General features: G+C 73.8%; 15 protein-coding genes and 1 pseudogene. 8 read left to right on the forward strand and 8 right to left on the reverse strand.

The annotated features are described in order from the left end of the window. Positions 1-35 precede the first annotated feature (35 nt). The 3 genes and pseudogenes from CG747_RS11165 to map all read right to left on the reverse strand — a co-directional run bounded on the left by CG747_RS11165 (position 36) and on the right by map (position 2,819). Positions 36-1,025, reverse strand: a complete 990-nt coding sequence (locus tag CG747_RS11165; protein ID WP_257980332.1) for a hypothetical protein — start codon at positions 1,023-1,025, stop codon at positions 36-38. A 301-nt stretch (positions 1,026-1,326) separates the two neighbouring features. Further along, positions 1,327-1,827 (reverse strand): annotated as a pseudogene (locus tag CG747_RS11175) (heme oxygenase (biliverdin-producing)); the annotation flags it as partial. 134 nt (positions 1,828-1,961) lie between these two features. Beyond that, positions 1,962-2,819 carry a type I methionyl aminopeptidase gene (gene map, locus CG747_RS11180; protein ID WP_100601513.1) on the reverse strand — a complete coding sequence of 286 codons (858 nt, stop codon included), beginning with the start codon at positions 2,817-2,819 and terminating at the stop codon, positions 1,962-1,964. A 68-nt stretch (positions 2,820-2,887) separates the two neighbouring features. Between map and CG747_RS11185 the strand changes: the two genes are divergently transcribed. Next, complete coding sequence (locus CG747_RS11185; protein WP_100601514.1) at positions 2,888-3,145, forward strand: hypothetical protein; 258 nt, start codon at positions 2,888-2,890, stop codon at positions 3,143-3,145. A gap of 17 nt (positions 3,146-3,162) precedes the next feature. Here the strand turns inward: CG747_RS11185 and CG747_RS11190 are convergent, their stop codons facing one another. Together CG747_RS11190 and CG747_RS11195 are read right to left on the reverse strand one after the other, a co-directional pair. Further along, positions 3,163-3,825, reverse strand: a complete 663-nt coding sequence (locus tag CG747_RS11190) for a hypothetical protein (RefSeq protein WP_100601515.1) — start codon at positions 3,823-3,825, stop codon at positions 3,163-3,165. A gap of 103 nt (positions 3,826-3,928) precedes the next feature. Then, positions 3,929-4,888, reverse strand: a complete 960-nt coding sequence (locus CG747_RS11195; RefSeq protein WP_100601516.1) for a dihydrodipicolinate synthase family protein — start codon at positions 4,886-4,888, stop codon at positions 3,929-3,931. 171 nt (positions 4,889-5,059) lie between these two features. On the opposite strand from CG747_RS11195, the gene CG747_RS11200 reads away from it, so the two are divergent. From CG747_RS11200 to CG747_RS11225, 6 genes are all read left to right on the forward strand, one after another. Then, positions 5,060-5,743 carry a FadR/GntR family transcriptional regulator gene (locus CG747_RS11200; protein WP_100601601.1) on the forward strand — a complete coding sequence of 228 codons (684 nt, stop codon included), beginning with the start codon at positions 5,060-5,062 and terminating at the stop codon, positions 5,741-5,743. 367 nt (positions 5,744-6,110) lie between these two features. Further along, on the forward strand, positions 6,111-7,442 hold the full coding sequence (locus tag CG747_RS11205; RefSeq protein WP_100601517.1) for an ABC transporter substrate-binding protein: 1,332 nt from the start codon (positions 6,111-6,113) through the stop codon (positions 7,440-7,442). Next, a complete protein-coding gene (locus CG747_RS11210; protein WP_100601518.1) occupies positions 7,439-8,374 on the forward strand; it encodes a carbohydrate ABC transporter permease in 936 nt (311 codons plus the stop codon). The genes CG747_RS11205 and CG747_RS11210 overlap by 4 nt, the downstream gene beginning before the upstream one ends. Next, a complete protein-coding gene (locus tag CG747_RS11215) occupies positions 8,371-9,264 on the forward strand; it encodes a carbohydrate ABC transporter permease (RefSeq protein WP_100601519.1) in 894 nt (297 codons plus the stop codon). Before CG747_RS11210 ends, CG747_RS11215 begins: the two co-directional genes overlap by 4 nt. Positions 9,265-9,307: 43 nt before the next feature. Beyond that, a complete protein-coding gene (gene npdG, locus CG747_RS11220) occupies positions 9,308-10,054 on the forward strand; it encodes an NADPH-dependent F420 reductase (RefSeq protein ID WP_180985481.1) in 747 nt (248 codons plus the stop codon). Between the two features lie 95 nt (positions 10,055-10,149). Further along, positions 10,150-10,368 carry a hypothetical protein gene (locus tag CG747_RS11225; RefSeq protein ID WP_100601520.1) on the forward strand — a complete coding sequence of 73 codons (219 nt, stop codon included), beginning with the start codon at positions 10,150-10,152 and terminating at the stop codon, positions 10,366-10,368. Between the two features lie 28 nt (positions 10,369-10,396). On the opposite strand, the gene CG747_RS11230 is transcribed toward CG747_RS11225, so the two are convergent. Then, on the reverse strand, positions 10,397-11,203 hold the full coding sequence (locus tag CG747_RS11230; RefSeq protein ID WP_100601521.1) for a site-2 protease family protein: 807 nt from the start codon (positions 11,201-11,203) through the stop codon (positions 10,397-10,399). 215 nt (positions 11,204-11,418) lie between these two features. Here CG747_RS11230 and CG747_RS11235 point away from each other — a divergent pair, with 215 nt between their 5' ends. Next, positions 11,419-14,850: a BTAD domain-containing putative transcriptional regulator gene (locus CG747_RS11235; protein WP_100601603.1), complete on the forward strand. Its 3,432-nt coding sequence runs from the start codon at positions 11,419-11,421 to the stop codon at positions 14,848-14,850. A gap of 53 nt (positions 14,851-14,903) precedes the next feature. Here the strand turns inward: CG747_RS11235 and CG747_RS11240 are convergent, their stop codons facing one another. Together CG747_RS11240 and CG747_RS11245 are read right to left on the reverse strand one after the other, a co-directional pair. Continuing rightward, the gene (locus CG747_RS11240) at positions 14,904-15,734 is read right to left on the reverse strand and encodes an ABC transporter permease (protein ID WP_100601522.1); all 831 of its coding nucleotides are present in this window, start codon (positions 15,732-15,734) and stop codon (positions 14,904-14,906) included. Further along, entirely contained in the window at positions 15,731-16,780 is a 1,050-nt protein-coding gene (locus CG747_RS11245; protein ID WP_100601523.1) for an ATP-binding cassette domain-containing protein, read from the reverse strand. Before CG747_RS11245 ends, CG747_RS11240 begins: the two co-directional genes overlap by 4 nt. Positions 16,781-16,799 lie beyond the last annotated feature (19 nt).

Genomic DNA, 16,799 nt, shown 5'->3' on the forward strand with positions numbered 1-16,799 from the left:
CCTCGGGGCCGCCGATCCGCCGGTGGCCCCGCCGGCTACAGCGCCTTCGCCGAGGTCTTCGCCTCGATCCGGTTCAGCACCGCGACCTTGCCGCCGGCGCTCTTCGCCGGCACCAGCACCGTCTGGCCCGACACCGTCGTGAACGCCATCCGCGAGGTGTTCTTCTTCGCCGGACCTTCCATGATCCCGCGCAGCTCCGCCGGCACGGTGATCATCAGGCCCTTGGAGACCGTCTTCTGCTGGTGGTAGACGGTCGAGAAGAACACCAGGGCCCCGCCGTCCGTCGTCCGCAGCGCCACCGGCGGCAGCTCCGACGCCTGGTCCTGCCACTGGATCCGGGCCCCCGGCTGGTTGGCCTGGGAGGCGCGCCAGGCCCGCAGCCTGTCGGTCTCCTGGCCGGGCGCGAACGCGTCGCCCTTACCGGTGTTGAGGTAGTCCGCGTACGCCTGGCTCAGCTTGCCCGGGTCGACCGCGAGCCCCGACGAACCGTCCGCGGGCACCGCTTCGGCGAAGCCGTCGGTGACCTTCAACTCCGGGGCCTTGTTGCCGGGGAACGTCGCGAGGTACGTCGCCCGCCACTTCGCGGTGACGCTGTCCCGGCTGAACACCAGGAACCAGCGGGTGTTCTGGCCGCCCTGGCCCTGGCGGTTGCTGAGCCCGTCCGCGACGAAGAACTTCGGCCAACCCTTCTGCTGGGGCACCGTGAAGTGGGTGTCCGTGAACGCCAGCGGGGTGAAGTTCGGGTTGCCGTCGGGGCGGACGCCGTGCGCGGCCTTTATCCCCGCCTGGTCGATGGCGAGCAGCGCACCGGATTCGTACGAGGCGTTCACCGTCGAGTCCAGCGTGCGGTTGGCCTTGTTGAAGCCGTTGGCGAAGTGCTTGAGGGCCTTGGCGGCGTCAGCCTGCGACACCGCGGGCAGCACCTCGCGCTCGCCGTGCACCGTCATGCATCCGCTCAGTACCGCCAGCGCGGCTGCTGCCGACGTCAGCGCTGCGGGCACCCGGAACGGCGACCTGCGTGTCATGGGGCTCGGGCTCCTTCGGGGCGACCGGGGCGGACGGGAGGCCGCCGGGGTGGCACGATTCGGCGGCAACCATACCCGGTGGCCGACGGCGGGCGCGGCGGTCGGGGTGGCGTTTGTTTTCCGCCGGGCCGCCGGGTGTTCGCGGGCGCCCACCTTGTCGGCTTTCGCGCCGTCTCGGTGCCGGCCGGCCGCACGGGTGCGCCCCCTGGCGGATGCCGGGGGGCGGCTCGGAGGTGTGCGCACGGGCGTACGCGGGGCGGGTGCGCGCCGTGGGCGGTCGAGCGGTCAGGCGCTCAGGCGCTCAGGCGGTCAGCGGGAACGCGTTGCCCAACTCCCGGAAGACGGCGCTGTTCAGGGCGAAGGCGCGCTTGCACTCGTCGATGACGCGCTGCTTCTCCAGGTCGTCGAGCGGCAGCCCGTCGAGGAGTTCGCGGTAGTCGCGCTTGAAGGCGGCGGGGTTGCCGATGGCCTCGAAGACGTAGAAGCGGACGCCGTCGCCCTTGCGCGCGAAGCCCCAGGTCTTCTCGGCGGTGCCGCGGATGATCTGGCCGCCGGAGAGGTCGCCGAGGTAGCGGGTGTAGTGGTGGGCGACGTACCCGGCCGGCCAGTCGCGGGCGCAGGCGGCTATCCGGTCGGCGTACGCGACGGTGGCCGGCAGCGGCTCCAGGCCGGTGCGCCAGTCGGGGCCGCCGAGGTGGGCGAGGTCGCGCGCCAGCTCGGCGGTGCGGGCCAGCTCCGGGCGGATGAAGGGGCCCGCGACCGGGTCCGCGGCGAGGCCCTGGGGGACGTCCTCCAGCGCGCGGACAGGGATGGCATGTCGGGAACAGGCCGACGACTGCGCGCAGCCGCCAGATTAGGGTTACCTAACTACGCGGTGCGCGCCCTGGTCAACCTGTTCCCGACAACCTGTCGGTAAAAACGCTACTCCGGCCCGGATCAGGGCAGCGTAAGGATCTCCGCCCCGGTCTCGGTGACCACCAGCGTGTGCTCGAACTGCGCGGTCCGCTTGCGGTCCTTGGTGACCACGGTCCAGCCGTCCTCCCACATGTCGTACTCGTGCGTGCCCAGCGTCAGCATCGGCTCGATCGTGAAGGTCATGCCGGGCTTGATGTCGGTGGTGTGGTGCGGGCTGTCGTAGTGCGGGACGATCAGACCGGAGTGGAACGACGAGTTGATGCCGTGGCCGGTGAAGTCGCGGACCACGCCGTAGCCGAAGCGCTTGGCGTAGGACTCGATGACCCGGCCGATGATGTTGATCTGGCGGCCCGGCTTGACGGCCTTGATCGCGCGGTTGAGCGCCTCCCGGGTGCGCTCCACCAGCAGCCGCGACTCCTCGCCCACCTCACCGCACAGGTAGGTGGCGTTGTTGTCGCCGTGCACGCCGTTGATGTACGCGGTCACGTCCAGGTTCACGATGTCGCCGTCCTTCAGGACGGTCGAGTCCGGGATGCCGTGGCAGATGACCTCGTTGAGCGAGGAGCACAGGGACTTGGGGAAGCCGCGGTAGCCGAGCGTGGAGGGGTAGGCGCCGTGGTCGCACATGAACTCGTGGGCGACCCGGTCCAGTTCGTCGGTGGTCACGCCGGGCGCGATCAGCTTGGCGGCCTCCGCCATCGCCTGGGCGGCGATCCGGCCGGCGATCCGCATCCGCTCGATGGTTTCGGCGTCCTGCACCTCGGACCCGGCGTACGGGGTCGGGCCGTCCTTGCCGACGTACTCGGGGCGCGGGATCGAGGCGGGGACGGGGCGGGTGGGGGAGATCTCCCCGGGGACAAGAAGCGACTGGCCAGACATGCCAGCGAGTGTATCCGCGGGCTGTCGGGCAGGATGGTGGCAACGGGAGCCAAGCACAGGAGGCGGCAATGGCGCTGTTCAAACGGCGGACGGTCGGCAAGCCGGGCGAGTGGTTCTACTGCCTTGAGCACAAGACGGTCGAGGAGGGCCCCCAGTGCCGCGCCGCCGACCGGTTCGGCCCGTACGCCACCCGCGAGGAGGCCGCGCACGCCATGGACACCGCCCGCGAGCGGAACCTGGAGTGGGAGACCGACCCCAAGTGGCACGACATGGGTAAGGGCGGTAAGGGCGGCGAGGGCGGCAGGGGGGACGCGGACGGCGCGTAGGCGCCGGCCGGGTCCGGTCACCAGCGCGGGGGCGGCGGGGTCGCCAGGCCCTCGGCGAGGCGGGCGAGGCGGTCGCGGAGGCGGCGGTGCCGGCGCGGCGCGGGCCGGCCGTTCTCGCCGGCCGCGGCGCTGACCAGGTGCTGGACGGTGTCCAGGTCGAGGTCCGCGGTGTCCGGGAGGTCCGGGAGGTCGGGGAGGTCCGGGGGTGCCGCGGCGACCTCCGGTGGCGGCGGGGCGGTGGCCAGCGCGTCGTGGGCCAGGGCGTGGAGATCGCGGTCGCCGGAGTCCAGGGCGAGCACCGTGGCGCCGTTGCGGCGGGCGTCGTGGACCCGCTCCAGCAGTCCGGCGTCCGGCCGCTCGGGCGTCACCACCAGCAGCGTCGCGCCGCGTCCGGCCGCCGCCAGCCGTCCCGGCCCCACCGCGAGGTGCGGCGGCGCCCCGGTGGGCACCCGGTGGCGGACCAGGGTCGGCGACAGCTCCGGCAGGCCCGACCAGGCGGCCTCGTCGTCGAGGTGGGCGGCCAGGTGCCAGGGCTCGTAGGCGGCGCTGCCGACCAGCAGCAGACCGCCGCCGTGCGGGGCGACGGCGGCCCGCAGGGAATCGGCGAAGCGGCGGGTGGCCTCGATCCACTCGGTCCCTGCGAGGACCTCACGCAGCAGGGCGACGCGTACGGCATCCATGGCGCGGCATGGTGCCGCACTGGCCGGTCCTGTGGGGCCGGGTGCGGGTGGTGTCACCCGTACGGGGTGCCGGGCAGGGGGCCGCGGGGCGTGTCCGGGGGCTTCAGGGGGCGGGGTGCAGACCGGCCTCGGTCAGCCGACGTCCTACCTCCGCGACCGACTCCTCGCTCAGCGGGAGCTGCGGTACCGCCGTGTCGCGGCGGGCGATCACGCCGAGCAGCTGGAGGGCCGCCTTGAAGCCGCCGAGGGCGGAGGAGCTGCGGCCCATCTCGGCCTCCGGGCCGGTGTCGGTGAGGTCGAAGAGGGAGACCAGCCGCTCCTGTTCGGCGGCCGCTTGGGGCCAGTCGCCGGCGCGGGCGGCGTCGTAGAGCCGCACGTAGCCCGCCGGGTCCACGTTGCCCAGGCCCGGGACGATGCCGTCGGCGCCCGCCAACAGGGCGGCGTCGGCGGTGAGTTCGGAGCCGGTGAGGACGGCGAAGGCGGGTGCGGGGCCGGTGCGCCGGGCGGTGCGGCCGCCGAGCGCGACCAGCAGGCGGCGCAGCGCCCCGTCGTCGCCGCTGGAGTCCTTGAGCCCGGCGAGGGTGCCGTCCTCGGCCAGTTCGCGGACCAGGGCGGGGGGGAGCTTGTGGTGCACCGAGACCGGGATGTCGTACGCGATCAGCGGCAGGCCGGTGGCGGTGCGCAGGTGCCGGAAGTGGGCGGCGACCTCGCGGGGGTGGGTGCGGGTGTAGAAGGGGGCGGTGGCCACCAGGCCGTCGGCGCCGAGCGCGGCGGCGGTCCGGGCGTGCTCCAGGACGCGGGCGGTGGTGGTGTCGATGACGCCGGCCAGCACCGGGACCCGGCCGGCGGCGGCGGTGACCACCGTCTCCAGGACGGTGGCCCGTTGATGGTTGGTCAGGTACACGGCCTCGCTGGTGGATCCCAGGGCGAACAGGCCGTGGACGCCGGAGTCGAGGAGGTGGCAGACCAGGCGGGTCAGGGAGGCGGTGTCGACCTCGCCGTGCGGGTCGAGCGGGGTGCAGACCGGGGGGATGACGCCGTGCAGCGGGACGGTGAGTGCCATGGGGGCTCCAAGGGCGGCTCTGAGCTGGCACATCGGACATGGGATGTCCGATCTCGCGGTCACAATAGGCATGCGCGCAGGTGCCCGGTCAAGGAGCTCCGCCCCGACGCGGGCCAAACGGGCGGCGGCGCGCGGCAGATGAGGCGCGGGAGAGGGAAGAGGGCGATGGGGATGGCGCGAGGCACGATGTCCGAGGACGTCCAGGCGCGGATCAAGCAGCTGATCCTGGACCGCGGGCTGACGTCGGGCGATCCGCTGCCCACCGAGGCCGAGCTGGTCGCCATGCTCGACGTCAGCCGCAACTCGGTGCGGGAGGCGCTCAAGGCGCTGCAGGCCATGCGGATCGTCGAGATCCGGCACGGCTTCGGCACCTACGTCGGCGCGCTCACCCTCGAACCGTTCGTCGAGGGCGTCGCCTTCCGGGCCGCGGTCCGCCACCACCAGGGGGAGCCCAGCCTGTATGAGCTGATGGAGGTCCGGGAGGCCCTGGAGGCGGGGCTGATCGGCACCGTGGCGCGCGGGCTGCCGGACGAGGACCTCGCCGTCCTCAAGGCGCTGGTGCAGCGGATGGCGGAGGAGGCGCGCGGCGGGGAGGTGCTCAGCGCCACCGACCGGGCCTTCCACCTCGCACTGTACCGCTCGCTCGGTAACCACCTGCTGAGCGAGGTGCTGGACGCGTTCTGGGCGGCGCTGCGCCGGGTCCGCGAGGACCTCGCCGACGTCCGGCCGGACCCCGAGGTGACCTACCGTCAGCACAAGGAGATCGTCGACGCCTTGGAGGCGGGTGACGGGGAGCGGGCGGTGGCGGCGATGCACCGGCACTTCGACGGCATCCGGCGCCGGCTGACCGCGTAGCGCCTGTCGCCGGGTTCCCCGCAGACGGGCGATCCCTGCCGGCCGGGCGATCGCCGCCGGCCGGGCCCGGCTGTACCCGGCCGCCCCTGGTGCCGGGTTTATCGCGTTCGTCCCGTTCACCGGGATTTCACCCCGCGTCGGCGGTGTCGTTGCCGACACGAAAAAGCGTCATGTTGCGTGCCTTGACGGCTAGTTGGGGCCTTCTTATCGTCCGCAGGACAGGGGACGTCCTACGTCCTGGCCCGGCCGGGGGGACCCGTGAGCCAAGCGATTCCGACCCCCGCCCCGACCTCGCCACTCACCAGGGACCCCACCCCACCGCACCCTCCGCCGCAGGCGGCGCCCGCATCCCCCTCAAGGAGCCGGCATGACCAGCACAGACACCCCCGGCGGCGTCCGCCGGAGAACGGTCCTGGGCGGGGCGGCCGCGGCCGCCGCCGGCATCGCGCTCGCCGGCTGCGCCGCCGACGGCGCGCCCCGGGAGCGGAAGAAGGGCCAGAAGATCACCCTCACCTTCTGGTCCTGGGTACCGGGCATCGACCGGCCCGTGGACCTGTGGAACCGCAAGCACCCCGAGGTCCAGGTCAAGGTCGAGAAGGTGTCGGCGGTCAACGGCGAGCAGTACGCCAAGATGCACGCCGCGATCAAGGCCGGCAACCCGCCGGACCTGGGCCAGATCGAGTTCCCGGTGATCCCCGGCTTCCTGCTGGACGGCGGGCTGCGCGACCTCGCCCCGCTCGGCGCCGCCCGGCACCGCGACGCGTTCTTCGCCTGGCAGTGGCGGCAGTCCGTCTTCGGCTCCGGGATCTACGCCATCCCGCAGGCCAGCGGGCCGATGGGGCTGTTCGTCCGGCAGGACCTCTTCGACCGGTGGGGCATCCAGGTGCCGCGGACGTGGGACGCGTACGAGACCGCGGCCGAGGAGGTCCGCCGGCACGGCGCCTGGATCGAGACCTTCGCCCCGACCAACGGCAACCGCTTCGCCGGCCTGGCCTGGCAGGCCGGCGCCAAGTGGTACGCCACCCGCGGCGACACCTGGATCGTGCACCTCGACGACGCCCCCACCCGCCGGGTCGCCGACTACTGGGAGCGGCTGGTCCGGCGCAAGCTCGTCAAGACCATCCCGGACCGCCGGGACGCCTGGTACAAGGACCTCCAGACCGGCGCCATCCCGGCCTGGGTGGGCGCCAGTTGGGGCGACGCCCTGCTGGCCGGCAACGCACCCGGCACCAAGGGGAAGTGGCGGGCCGCGCCGCTGCCCCAGTGGCAGCCCGGCGGCCGCGCGTACGCCAACTGGGGCGGCTCCACCACCGCCGTCTTCGCCAAGGCGAGCTACCCCAAGGACGCCCTGGACTTCGCCGTCTGGCTCAACACCGCCCCGGAGTCGATCGCGCTGCTCCTCAAGGGCGGCTACGGCTTCCCCAGCGCCAGGACCGGCTACGCCACCACCGCCCTCGACACCGACAAGGACTTCTTCGGCGGCCAGCCGTACAGCAGGGTCTTCGCCGACGCCGGGGCGCACGTGGACACCAGCTGGCAGTGGGGGCCGGGCGTCGACACCCTCTTCCAGCGGCTCGGGGACGCCTTCACCGACGCGCTCGCCGACGGCGGTTCGTTCCGGTCGGTGCTGACGAAGGTGCAGCGCCAGACCGTCGCCGACCTGCGGGACAAGGGCCTGAAGGCGGAGAGCGGCACATGACCGCGGCGGCTGGCCGGCGCCCGCGCCGAACCGGGCGCCGCGGCGTCCGCAACACCCGGGCCGCGGCCGGTTTCGTCCTGCCCTTCCTCGCCGTCTTCGCCCTCTGCTACCTCGCCCCGGTCTGCTACGCCGTGTGGACCAGCCTCCGGCGCACCCGCCGCACCGGGCCGCTCGGCCTCGGGACGGAGCACGAGACCTTCGCCGGCCTCGCCAACTACGCGCAGGCGCTCGCCGACGACCGGTTCCTGGCCGGCTTCGGCCGGGTGCTGCTCTTCGGCGTCGTGCAGATCCCGCTGATGACCGTGTTCGCCACCGTGCTGGCGCTGCTCCTGGAGAGCGCCGCCGCCCGCTGGGTCGCCTTCTTCCGCAGCGCCTTCTTCCTGCCCTACGGGGTGCCCGGGGTGATCGCCTCGATCCTGTGGGGCTTCCTCTACGTCCCCGGCCTCTCCCCGTTGGTGCGGATCGCCCAAGCGGTCGGCTGGAACGTCGACTTCCTCTCCCACGGCAATGTGCTGTGGTCCGTCGCCAACATCGTCACCTGGCAGTTCACCGGCTACACCATGCTGGTGCTGATCGCCCAGCTGAAGTCGGTCCCCGGCGAGCTGTACGAGGCCGCGCGGATCGACGGCGCGAGCGGCTGGCAGGTGGCCCGGTACGTCAAGCTCCCGCTGCTCCGCCCGGCGCTGGTGCTCACCACCGTCTTCAGCATCATCGGCACCCTCCAGCTGTTCGCCGAGCCGATGGTGCTGCGCCCGCTCGCCTCCTCCATCGACTCCGGCTACACCCCCAACCTGCATGCCTACAGCGAGGCGTTCGTCGGCAACAACCAGCACCGGGCGGCGGCCGAGGCGGTGCTGCTGGCGCTGGTGGCGTGCGCGGCCTCGTTCGGCTTCCTGCGGCTGGCCGGCGAGCGCGGGAAGGACCGCGGATGAGGACTCGGGCGCCCGGCGGGCGAGGGAAGGGGACCGCGAGCAGAACCCGGGCCCCCGTCCGCCAACGGATCATCACCAGTTCGCTGCTGGCCGTCGCCGCCCTCTACTTCCTCGCGCCCGTCTACTGGCTGGTCGTCTCCGCCACCAAGAGCAGCGCCGACCTCTTCGGCACCTTCGGCTTCTGGTTCTCCGGCCACCCGAGGCCCCTCCGGTACCTCGCCGACGTGCTCACCTACGACCACGGCGTCTACGCCCGCTGGTTCGCCAACTCCCTGCTCTACGCCGGGGTCGGCGCGGTCTGCGCCACCCTGCTGTCCGCCGCGGCGGGCTACGCGCTGGCCAAATTCCCGTTCCGGGGGCGCGAGACGGTCTTCGGCCTGGTGCTGGCCGGGGTGCTGATCCCGAGCACCGCGCTGGCCCTGCCGCTGTACTTCCTCTTCAGCGCGCTGGGCCTGGCCGACACCTACGGGGCGGTGCTGATCCCCAGTGTGGTCAGCCCGTTCGGGGTCTACCTGTGCCGGATCTACGCGGCCGCGGCGGTGCCGGACGCGCTCCTGGAGGCGGCCCGGATCGACGGCGCGGGGGAGGCGCGGATCTTCGCCGGGCTGGGGTTGCGGCTGATGGGCCCGGCGCTGGTCACCGTCTTCCTGTTCCAGTTCGTGCACATCTGGAACAACTACTTCCTGCCCCTGGTGATGCTCTCCGACTCCGGCCTCTACCCGGTCCAACTGGGGCTGACGACCTGGATCGGGTACGCCGACCGGCAGCCGGTGCTCTACCAGTACACGGTGGGCGGCGCACTGCTGGCGGTGCTGCCGCTGATGGTCCTGATGACGGTGCTCCAGCGGTACTGGCGCACCGGATTGACCGAGGGGGGCGTCAAGGCGTGACCGAGCCGCCGACACCCGTCCGGGGCGTGACAGTATCGCTGTCATGACTACTTCCGACGCTGCTGCGACCCCGCCCGCGACCTCGTCCGACACCGGCGCCAAGCCGGCCGCCCGCGACCCCTGGGACCTGCCCGACGTGTCCGGCCTGGTGATCGGCGTCCTCGGCGGCACCGGTGACCAGGGCCGCGGCCTGGCCTACCGGTTCGCCAAGGCCGGCCACAAGGTGATCATCGGCTCCCGCGCCGCCGAGCGGGCGCAGGCCGCCGTCGAGGACCCCCAGCTGGGCGGCCTCGGCGTCGAGGGCGCCGCCAACGCCGACTGCGCCCGGCGCAGCGACGTGGTGATCGTCGCGGTGCCCTGGGAGGGCCACGCCAAGACCCTCCAGGCGCTCCGCGAGGAGCTGGCCGGGAAGCTGGTGATCGACTGCGTCAACCCGCTCGGCTTCGACAAGAAGGGCGCCTACGCGCTCAAGCCGGAGGAGGGCAGCGCCGCCGAGCAGGCCGCCGCGCTGCTGCCGGACTCCCGGGTCACCGCCGCCTTCCACCACCTCTCCGCCGTCCTGCTCCAGGACCCGGAGGTCGCCGAGATCGACACCGACGTGATGGTGCTCGGCGAGCGCCGCGCCGACACCGACCTGGTGCAGGCGCTGGCCGCCCGCATCCCCGGGATGCGCGGCGTCTTCGCCGGCCGGCTGCGCAACGCCCACCAGGTCGAGTCGCTGGTCGCCAACCTGATCTCGGTCAACCGCCGCTACAAGGCGCACGCCGGGCTCCGGGTCACCGACGTCTGAGCCGGACACACCGGAGCGGGGGAGGGGGCGGCGGGGGCGCCGCGGGCCATGGGGGACACTGGAACGGACCGCACGAACCGACAGGAGCCGACCCCATGCCCTCCCTGCCCCCGCCCGGACCGGACCGGCGCCTCGCCGTCCTCGCCCTCGCCGTGTGCGTGCTCGCCGTCGCCGCGGCGGTCGTCTCCTTCGTCGAGGGCAGCTTCGTCGGCATCGTGTGGGTCCTGCTGGCCGGTGTCTCCAGCAACATGGCGTGGTTCTACCTCCGCAAGGCGAAGCTGGAGCAGGCCCGCCGGGCCGAGGCCGCCGGCTGACCCGCCCGGCCCGCTCGGCCCGGCCCGGCTACGCGGCCCCGCCGATCTGCGGCACCTGCGGCTCGCCCTGCCAGAAGCGGAAGAACTCCTGGCCCCAGTAGGTGTCCCAGGCCGACACGCCCAGCCCCCGCAGGACCGTGTGCACCAGGTCGAAGAAGACCTGGTTGATCTCCGGCACCCACAGCAGCCCGAAGACCGCCAGCATCCCGAACGGCGCGATCGGCGCGACCTGCCGCCGCACCCGGTCCGACAGCCACGGTTCGAGCACGCCGTAGCCGTCCAGTCCGGGCACCGGGAGGAAGTTCAGGATCGCCGCGGTGACCTGGAGCAGCGCCAGGAACGCCAGTGCGTAGCGGAAGGCGTCCGGGACCCCGTCCAGGGCGTGCAGCCAGAACGGCGCGCTGACCACGGCGGCGAACGCGATGTTGGTCAGCGGCCCGGCCGCCGAGATCAGGCTGTGCCGCCAGCGCCCCCGGATCCGGCCGCGCTCGATGAACACCGCCCCGCCCGGCAGCCCGATCCCGCCCATGATCACGAAGAGCACCGGCAGCACGATGCTCAGCAGTGCGTGGGAGTAGACCAGCGGGTTCAGAGTGAGGTAGCCCTTCGCGCCCACCGTGATGTCGCCGCCGTGCAGGGCGGTGCGGGCGTGCGCGTACTCGTGCAGGCACAGCGACACCACCCAGCCGGCGGTCACGAACAGGAAGACCGCGAAGCCGGTACTGGCCGCGAGCGTCCCGCTCCAGACGGCCCAGGCGGAGACCGCCAGGACGGCGACGAGCGCGAGGAAGACCGGACTGACGCGGTGGTCGGCGCGCGGGATTGCGGTGGTCATCGGTACGGGGCTCCCAGGGGGTGGGTCGCGGGCGGGGATCCGGGGCACGGGCCACGGGCGGGCCGCCCCGACCGTATCCGCGCCGCGGTCGGCGGCGCACGCCCTCCGCGCGGCGGCGGGCGCACCTGCCGGGCGCGGACCGTGCCGGGTGCGCCCTGCTCCCGGAAACGTCGCTCGGTACGCGGGGAGTTCCGCCGGTGACCGACAATGGCCCGGTGCGCTACGGAATCCTCGGCACCACCCAGGCCGGCCGCGCCGACGGTACCCCCGTCGTCCTCGGCGGCGCCCGGCTGCGGGCCCTGCTCGCCGCGTTCGCGCTGCGCCCCGGCCGGGCGCTGCCCGCCGACGCCCTGATCGCCGACGTGTGGGGCATGGACCCGCCGGCCGACGCACCCGGCGCCCTCCAGGCGCTGGTCGGCCGGCTGCGCCGGGCCCTGGGCCGCGCGGCGATCGCCTCCGTCGACGGCGGCTACCTGCTGTGCGCCGAGCCGGACGCGGTCGACCTGCACCGCTTCGAGCGGCTGACGGCGGAGGGCGGCCGGGCGCTGGACGCCGCCGACCCGGGCCGCGCCGCCACCCTGCTCGACGAGGCGCTGGCCCTGTGGCGCGGCCCGGCCCTCGCCGACCTGCCCGACGCGGCCGTGGAGGCGGCCCGCGCCGAGAGCCGCCGGCTGGACGCCCGGCGCACCCGCCTCGCCGCCGACCTGGCCCTGGGCCGGGCCGCCCAGGCGCTGCCCGCCCTGACCGCGCTCTGCCAGGACCACCCTCTGGACGAGCCCCTGCAGGTGCTGCGGCTGCGCGCCCTGCGCGACGTGGGCCGGACCGCCGAGGCGCTCGCCGCGTACGAGGAGATACGCTCCGGCCTCGCCGACCGCCTGGGCGCCGACCCCGGCCCGGAGCTGCGCGCCCTGCACGTCGCGCTGCTCCAGCCGGACCTCGCGACGGCGCCCGCGGCCCCGGGGGGCCCGGTGCCGGCAGCGGCGACCGGCCCGATCGATACGGCCCGCCCGGCGAGTGCCGCCCCGGCCGCCCCCGCGGTGCCGCCGGCTGCCCGGCCCGGCAACCTCCGCGCCCGCCTCACCTCCTTCGTCGGCCGGGAGCACGACCTGGCCGCGCTCCGCGCCGACCTGGCCGGGCACCGGCTGGTGACGCTGCTGGGTCCGGGCGGCGCCGGCAAGACCCGGCTCTCCCAGGAGGGCGCCGAGACCGCCGCGGCCGCGCTGCCGGACGCCTGGCCGCACGGCGTCTGGCTGGCCGAGCTGGCGCCGGTGGACGATCCGCGGACCGTGCCGGAGGCGGTGCTGACCGCGCTCGGGGCCCGCGAGACCGTCGTCCGCGGCACCACCGCAGAGGGGCTGCGGGCCGCCTCCGACCCCACCGCCGGGGACCCGCACGCCCGGCTCGCCGAGCACTGCGCCGGCCGTCGGATGCTGCTGGTGCTGGACAACTGCGAGCATGTGATCGGCGCCGCCGCGGAGCTCGCCGAGCGGCTGCTGATCGCCTGTCCGGGCGTGACCGTGCTGGCCACCAGCCGGGAGCCGCTGGCCGTACCGGGCGAGGTGGTGCGGCCGGTGGAGCCGCTGCCCGACCCGGTCGCGCTGCGGCTGCTCGCCGACCGGGGGGCCGCTGCCCGCCCCGGCTTCCGCGTCGACGCCGACGAGGAGACCGCCGCGGCCTGCGCGGAGATCTGCCGCCGGCTGGACGGCCTGCCGCTGGCGATCGAACTCGCCGCCGCCCGCCTGCGCATGATGACGCCTCGTCAGCTCGCGGACCGGCTCGACGACCGCTTCCGGCTGCTGACCAGCGGCAGCCGCACGCTCCTGCCCCGCCAGCAGACCCTGCGCGCGGTGGTGGACTGGTCCTGGGACCTCACCGACGAGCCCGAACGGGCGGTGCTGCGGCGGCTGTCGGTCTTCGCCGGAGGCTGCGACCTGGCCGCCGCCGAGGAGGTCTGCGCGGGCGCCGACGTCCCCGTCTACGAGGTCGCCGGGCTGCTCGGCTCGCTGATCGACAAGTCGCTGGTGGTGGCCGCCTGGGACGGCGGGCAGGACGGCGCCTGGCCCGCCGACGGGGCGGCGGGCACCGGGGGGCAGATGCGCTACCGGCTGCTGGAGACGGTGGCCGAATACGCCGGGGAGCGGCTGGACGAGGCCGGGGAGCGGGCCGACGTCGAGCGCCGCCACCTGGTCGCCTTCCGTGAACTGGCCCGCACCGGCGACCCGTTGCTGCGCGGCCCCCGGCAGCGTGCCGTGATCCACCGGCTGGAGCTGGAGCACGACAACCTGCGCACCGCGCTGCGCCGGGCCATCGCCGCCGGCGACGAGCAGGAGGCCCTGTGCCTGGTGCTCTCCCTCCAGTGGTTCTGGTCGCTGCGCGATCACCGCGGCGACTCCTGCACCTGGGCGGCGGCCGCCGCCGAACTGGGCCCCAACCCCTTCGCCCCGCCCGTCGAACCCGCCCCCGACCTCTACGAGCGGCCCATCGACGCACCCCCGCCGATGCCCCCCGAGCAGCTCATGGAGGCCCGCCGCGAGGTCCGGTTGGTGGCGCTCTCCAGCATCGACAGCAACCTGGAGTCGCTGCGCGACCCGAAGATGCAGGAGGAGCTGTCCGGGATCATCGCCGCCTACCGGGGCGGTATGCCGCAGACCTGCAAGGTGCCCGGCATGCTGTGGTACTTCGCGGTGCTGATGACCGGACAGTGGCAGGACCTGGTCGCCACCGTCGACCAGGCCGTCGCGGCCTGCCGCGGCTTCGGCTACGACTGGGAGCTGGCGTACCTCCTCCAGCTGCGCTCCAAGATCCTCAACGACCGCCCCGGCGAGCTGGCCCAGGCGATCGAGGACGCCGACGAGGCGCTGCGGATCTTCGTCCGGCTGGGCGACGCCTGGGGCGCGGCCGAGGCGCTGGCCGGGCGCGGCGAGTCCGCCGAGAAGAGCGGCGACTACGACACCGCGGTACGCGACTACCAGGCGGCGATGGTGCACGCGGAGGAGCTGGGCGCGCACAGCCAGACGCTGGTGCTGCGGGCCCGGCTGGCCGCCGTGATGATCGAGGACGGTCGACCGGCGGACGGCGAGCGGATGCTGACGGAGGTGCTGGCCGAGGCGGAGGAACGCAACAGCGGCCGGGACGCGGTGTGGTTCGCCCGGATGACGCTGGCCATGCTGCTGGCGATGGACGGGCGCACCCGCGAGGCCCGCCGGGAACTCCTCGCGATCCACGACGGGCTCACCGTGGAGGGCTCGGACGTCTTCCTGGGGCTGCTGGAAGCCTCGCTGGTCTCGCTGGACGTGGACGAGGGGGAGCACGGGGCGGAGCTCCTCCCGAGGGTCCGGCGGGCCGTGGAGCTCGTCCGGGACCCGTTGGCGCAGTTGGTCGCGCCGGACCTGCCGGTGGTGCAGCTGCTGACCGGCGCCCGGGTGCTGCTGGCGGTCCGCGGCGCGGCCGGGGCCCGGGACGCGGCCCGGCTGATCGGTGCCTACGACGCGCTGCGGACCAGCCCGCACATGGTGCCGCTGGCCGTCCGCACGGACCGGGAGCGCACCGAAGCGGCCGCCCGGGCCCTGCTGGACGCTTCCGACTACGCCGCCGCCCACGACGAGGGCGGCGGCCTGTCGCTGGACGAGGCCGCCGCCCTCCTCTGACGCGAGCCGGGCCACCGGGCCGCCCCGCGGGCAAGCCCCCGCGGGGCGGTGCGTCAGGTCTTGGTGCGGAACTTCCGGACCGCGAGCGACATGGTGATCACCGTGATGGCCACCGCCCAGCCCAGCGTGACCAGCGTCGGATGGGCCACCGGGCCATGGCCGTTGAGCAGTGCGCGGGCCGCGTCGGCGAGGTTGGAGAGCGGGTTGACCTTGGTGAACGCCTCCAGCCAGCCGGGCATCTGCTTCGTCGGCGCGAAGATCGACGAGCCGAACTGGAGCGGCATCAGGACCAGCATCGCCATGCCCTGCACGGCCTGCGGGGTCTTCACGCTGAGCCCCAGCAGGATGAAGATCCACATCAGGGCGGCGCCGAACACCGTGGACAGCACCACCGCGGCGGCGAACTCCGCCAGGGAGCCGCGGATTTCGAGGCCCAGCAGGAAGCCCATCCCGAGCAGGATCGCGGTGGCGAGCAGCATCCGGCCGATCTCGACCACGATCTTGGCGATCAGGACCGAGGACCGGGCGATGGGCATCGTCCGGAAGCGGTCCATCACGCCCTTGCGGAAGTCCTCGTTGACGCCGGTGCCGACCGCCATGGCGATGTTCATGCCCATCATCGCCATCATGCCGGGGACCAGGTACTGCACGTACTCCTGCTGGTTGCCCTTGCCGGCGATGGCGCCGCCGAAGACGTAGACGAACAGCAGGATGAAGATGACCGGCATCAGCACCGCGTCGAACAGCGTCTCCGGGTCGTGCTTGATCTGCACGAGATTCCGCCGCACCAGCGCGCCGATGTGCCGCAGGTTGGCCCGGATGCCGATCCGGCCCTCGTCGTTGCCGGCCTTCCCGACCGGTGCCGTGATCGTCGCGGCACTCATGCCCCCACCTCCGCGTACTGCTCGTCGTGCGTGTCGTCGTGCGGGACCGGAACGGCCTCCTGGCCGTCCGTCCCGGAGCTCTTCTGGCCGGTGATGGCCAGGAACACCTCGTCCAGGCTGGGCAGGTGGGTGCTGATCCCGGCCAGCGAGAAGCCCCGGGCACCCAGCATCCCGACCACCGCGGTCAGCTGCTCGTCGCTGACGATGGGCACGTTGACCACGCCCCCCTCGTGGTCGGCGGTGGCGCCGCCGAGGCCGTCCAGCCCGGCCTGGGCGAGGGCGCCCACCATCCGGTCCAGCTCGCCCGGGTCGGCCGGCCGGACCTGCAGGGTCCGCCCGCCGACCTTGGCCTTCAGCTCCTCGACCCGGCCCTCGGCGATCACCCGGCCGCGGTCGATGACCGCCAGCTCGTCGGCGAGCTGCTCGGCCTCCTCCATGTACTGGGTGGTCAGCAGGACCGTGGCGCCCTCGCGGACCATCCGCTGGACCTCCGCCCACACCTCGTTGCGGGTGCGCGGATCGAGTCCGGTGGTCGGTTCGTCCAGATAGAGGACCGCCGGGCGGCCGATCATCGAGGCGGCCAGGTCGAGCCGGCGCCGCATGCCGCCGGAGTACTTCCCGGCCGGCCGCTTGGCGGCCTCGGTCAGCGAGAACCGTTCCAGCAGCTCGTCGGCGCGGGTCCGGGCGTCCTTGCGGGAGAGGTCCAGCAGCCGCCCGATCAGATAGAGGTTCTCCCAGCCGGAGAGCTTCTCGTCGACCGAGGCGTACTGGCCGGTCAGGCCGATCCTGCGGCGCAGCGCGCGGGGCTGGCGCACCACGTCGCAGCCGGCGACCACGGCGCGGCCGGCGTCCGGCACCAGGAGGGTGGACAGGCAGCGGACGAGGGTGGTCTTGCCCGCGCCGTTGGGGCCGAGGACACCGAGCACGGTGCCCTCCCGCACGTCCAGGTCCACCCCGTCGACGGCCTTCACGTCGCCGAAGTGCTTGACCAGGCCGCGCACCTCCACGGCGTTGCCGCCCTTGGTGGTTATCGTCTGTCGCGTCATGCCTGGAAAGGTGCCAGCC

Origin of the sequence: Streptomyces sp. CB02959 (assembly GCF_002803155.1) — a bacterium.
GTDB lineage: Bacteria > Actinomycetota > Actinomycetes > Streptomycetales > Streptomycetaceae > Streptomyces.

What these genes read in the sequence shown, in the direction of transcription:
- CG747_RS11225 (WP_100601520.1), top strand. Translation starts at nt 10,150, where the DNA reads ATGCCCTCCCTGCCCCCGCCCGGACCGGACCGGCGCCTCGCCGTCCTC.
- map (WP_100601513.1), bottom strand. Translation starts at nt 2,819, where the DNA reads ATGTCTGGCCAGTCGCTTCTTGTCCCCGGGGAGATCTCCCCCACCCGC.
- CG747_RS11195 (WP_100601516.1), bottom strand. Translation starts at nt 4,888, where the DNA reads ATGGCACTCACCGTCCCGCTGCACGGCGTCATCCCCCCGGTCTGCACC.
- CG747_RS11200 (WP_100601601.1), top strand. Translation starts at nt 5,060, where the DNA reads ATGGCGCGAGGCACGATGTCCGAGGACGTCCAGGCGCGGATCAAGCAG.
- CG747_RS11185 (WP_100601514.1), top strand. Translation starts at nt 2,888, where the DNA reads ATGGCGCTGTTCAAACGGCGGACGGTCGGCAAGCCGGGCGAGTGGTTC.
- CG747_RS11215 (WP_100601519.1), top strand. Translation starts at nt 8,371, where the DNA reads ATGAGGACTCGGGCGCCCGGCGGGCGAGGGAAGGGGACCGCGAGCAGA.
- CG747_RS11240 (WP_100601522.1), bottom strand. Translation starts at nt 15,734, where the DNA reads ATGAGTGCCGCGACGATCACGGCACCGGTCGGGAAGGCCGGCAACGAC.
- CG747_RS11245 (WP_100601523.1), bottom strand. Translation starts at nt 16,780, where the DNA reads ATGACGCGACAGACGATAACCACCAAGGGCGGCAACGCCGTGGAGGTG.
- CG747_RS11165 (WP_257980332.1), bottom strand. Translation starts at nt 1,025, where the DNA reads ATGACACGCAGGTCGCCGTTCCGGGTGCCCGCAGCGCTGACGTCGGCA.
- npdG (WP_180985481.1), top strand. Translation starts at nt 9,308, where the DNA reads ATGACTACTTCCGACGCTGCTGCGACCCCGCCCGCGACCTCGTCCGAC.
- CG747_RS11205 (WP_100601517.1), top strand. Translation starts at nt 6,111, where the DNA reads ATGACCAGCACAGACACCCCCGGCGGCGTCCGCCGGAGAACGGTCCTG.
- CG747_RS11210 (WP_100601518.1), top strand. Translation starts at nt 7,439, where the DNA reads ATGACCGCGGCGGCTGGCCGGCGCCCGCGCCGAACCGGGCGCCGCGGC.
- CG747_RS11190 (WP_100601515.1), bottom strand. Translation starts at nt 3,825, where the DNA reads ATGGATGCCGTACGCGTCGCCCTGCTGCGTGAGGTCCTCGCAGGGACC.
- CG747_RS11230 (WP_100601521.1), bottom strand. Translation starts at nt 11,203, where the DNA reads ATGACCACCGCAATCCCGCGCGCCGACCACCGCGTCAGTCCGGTCTTC.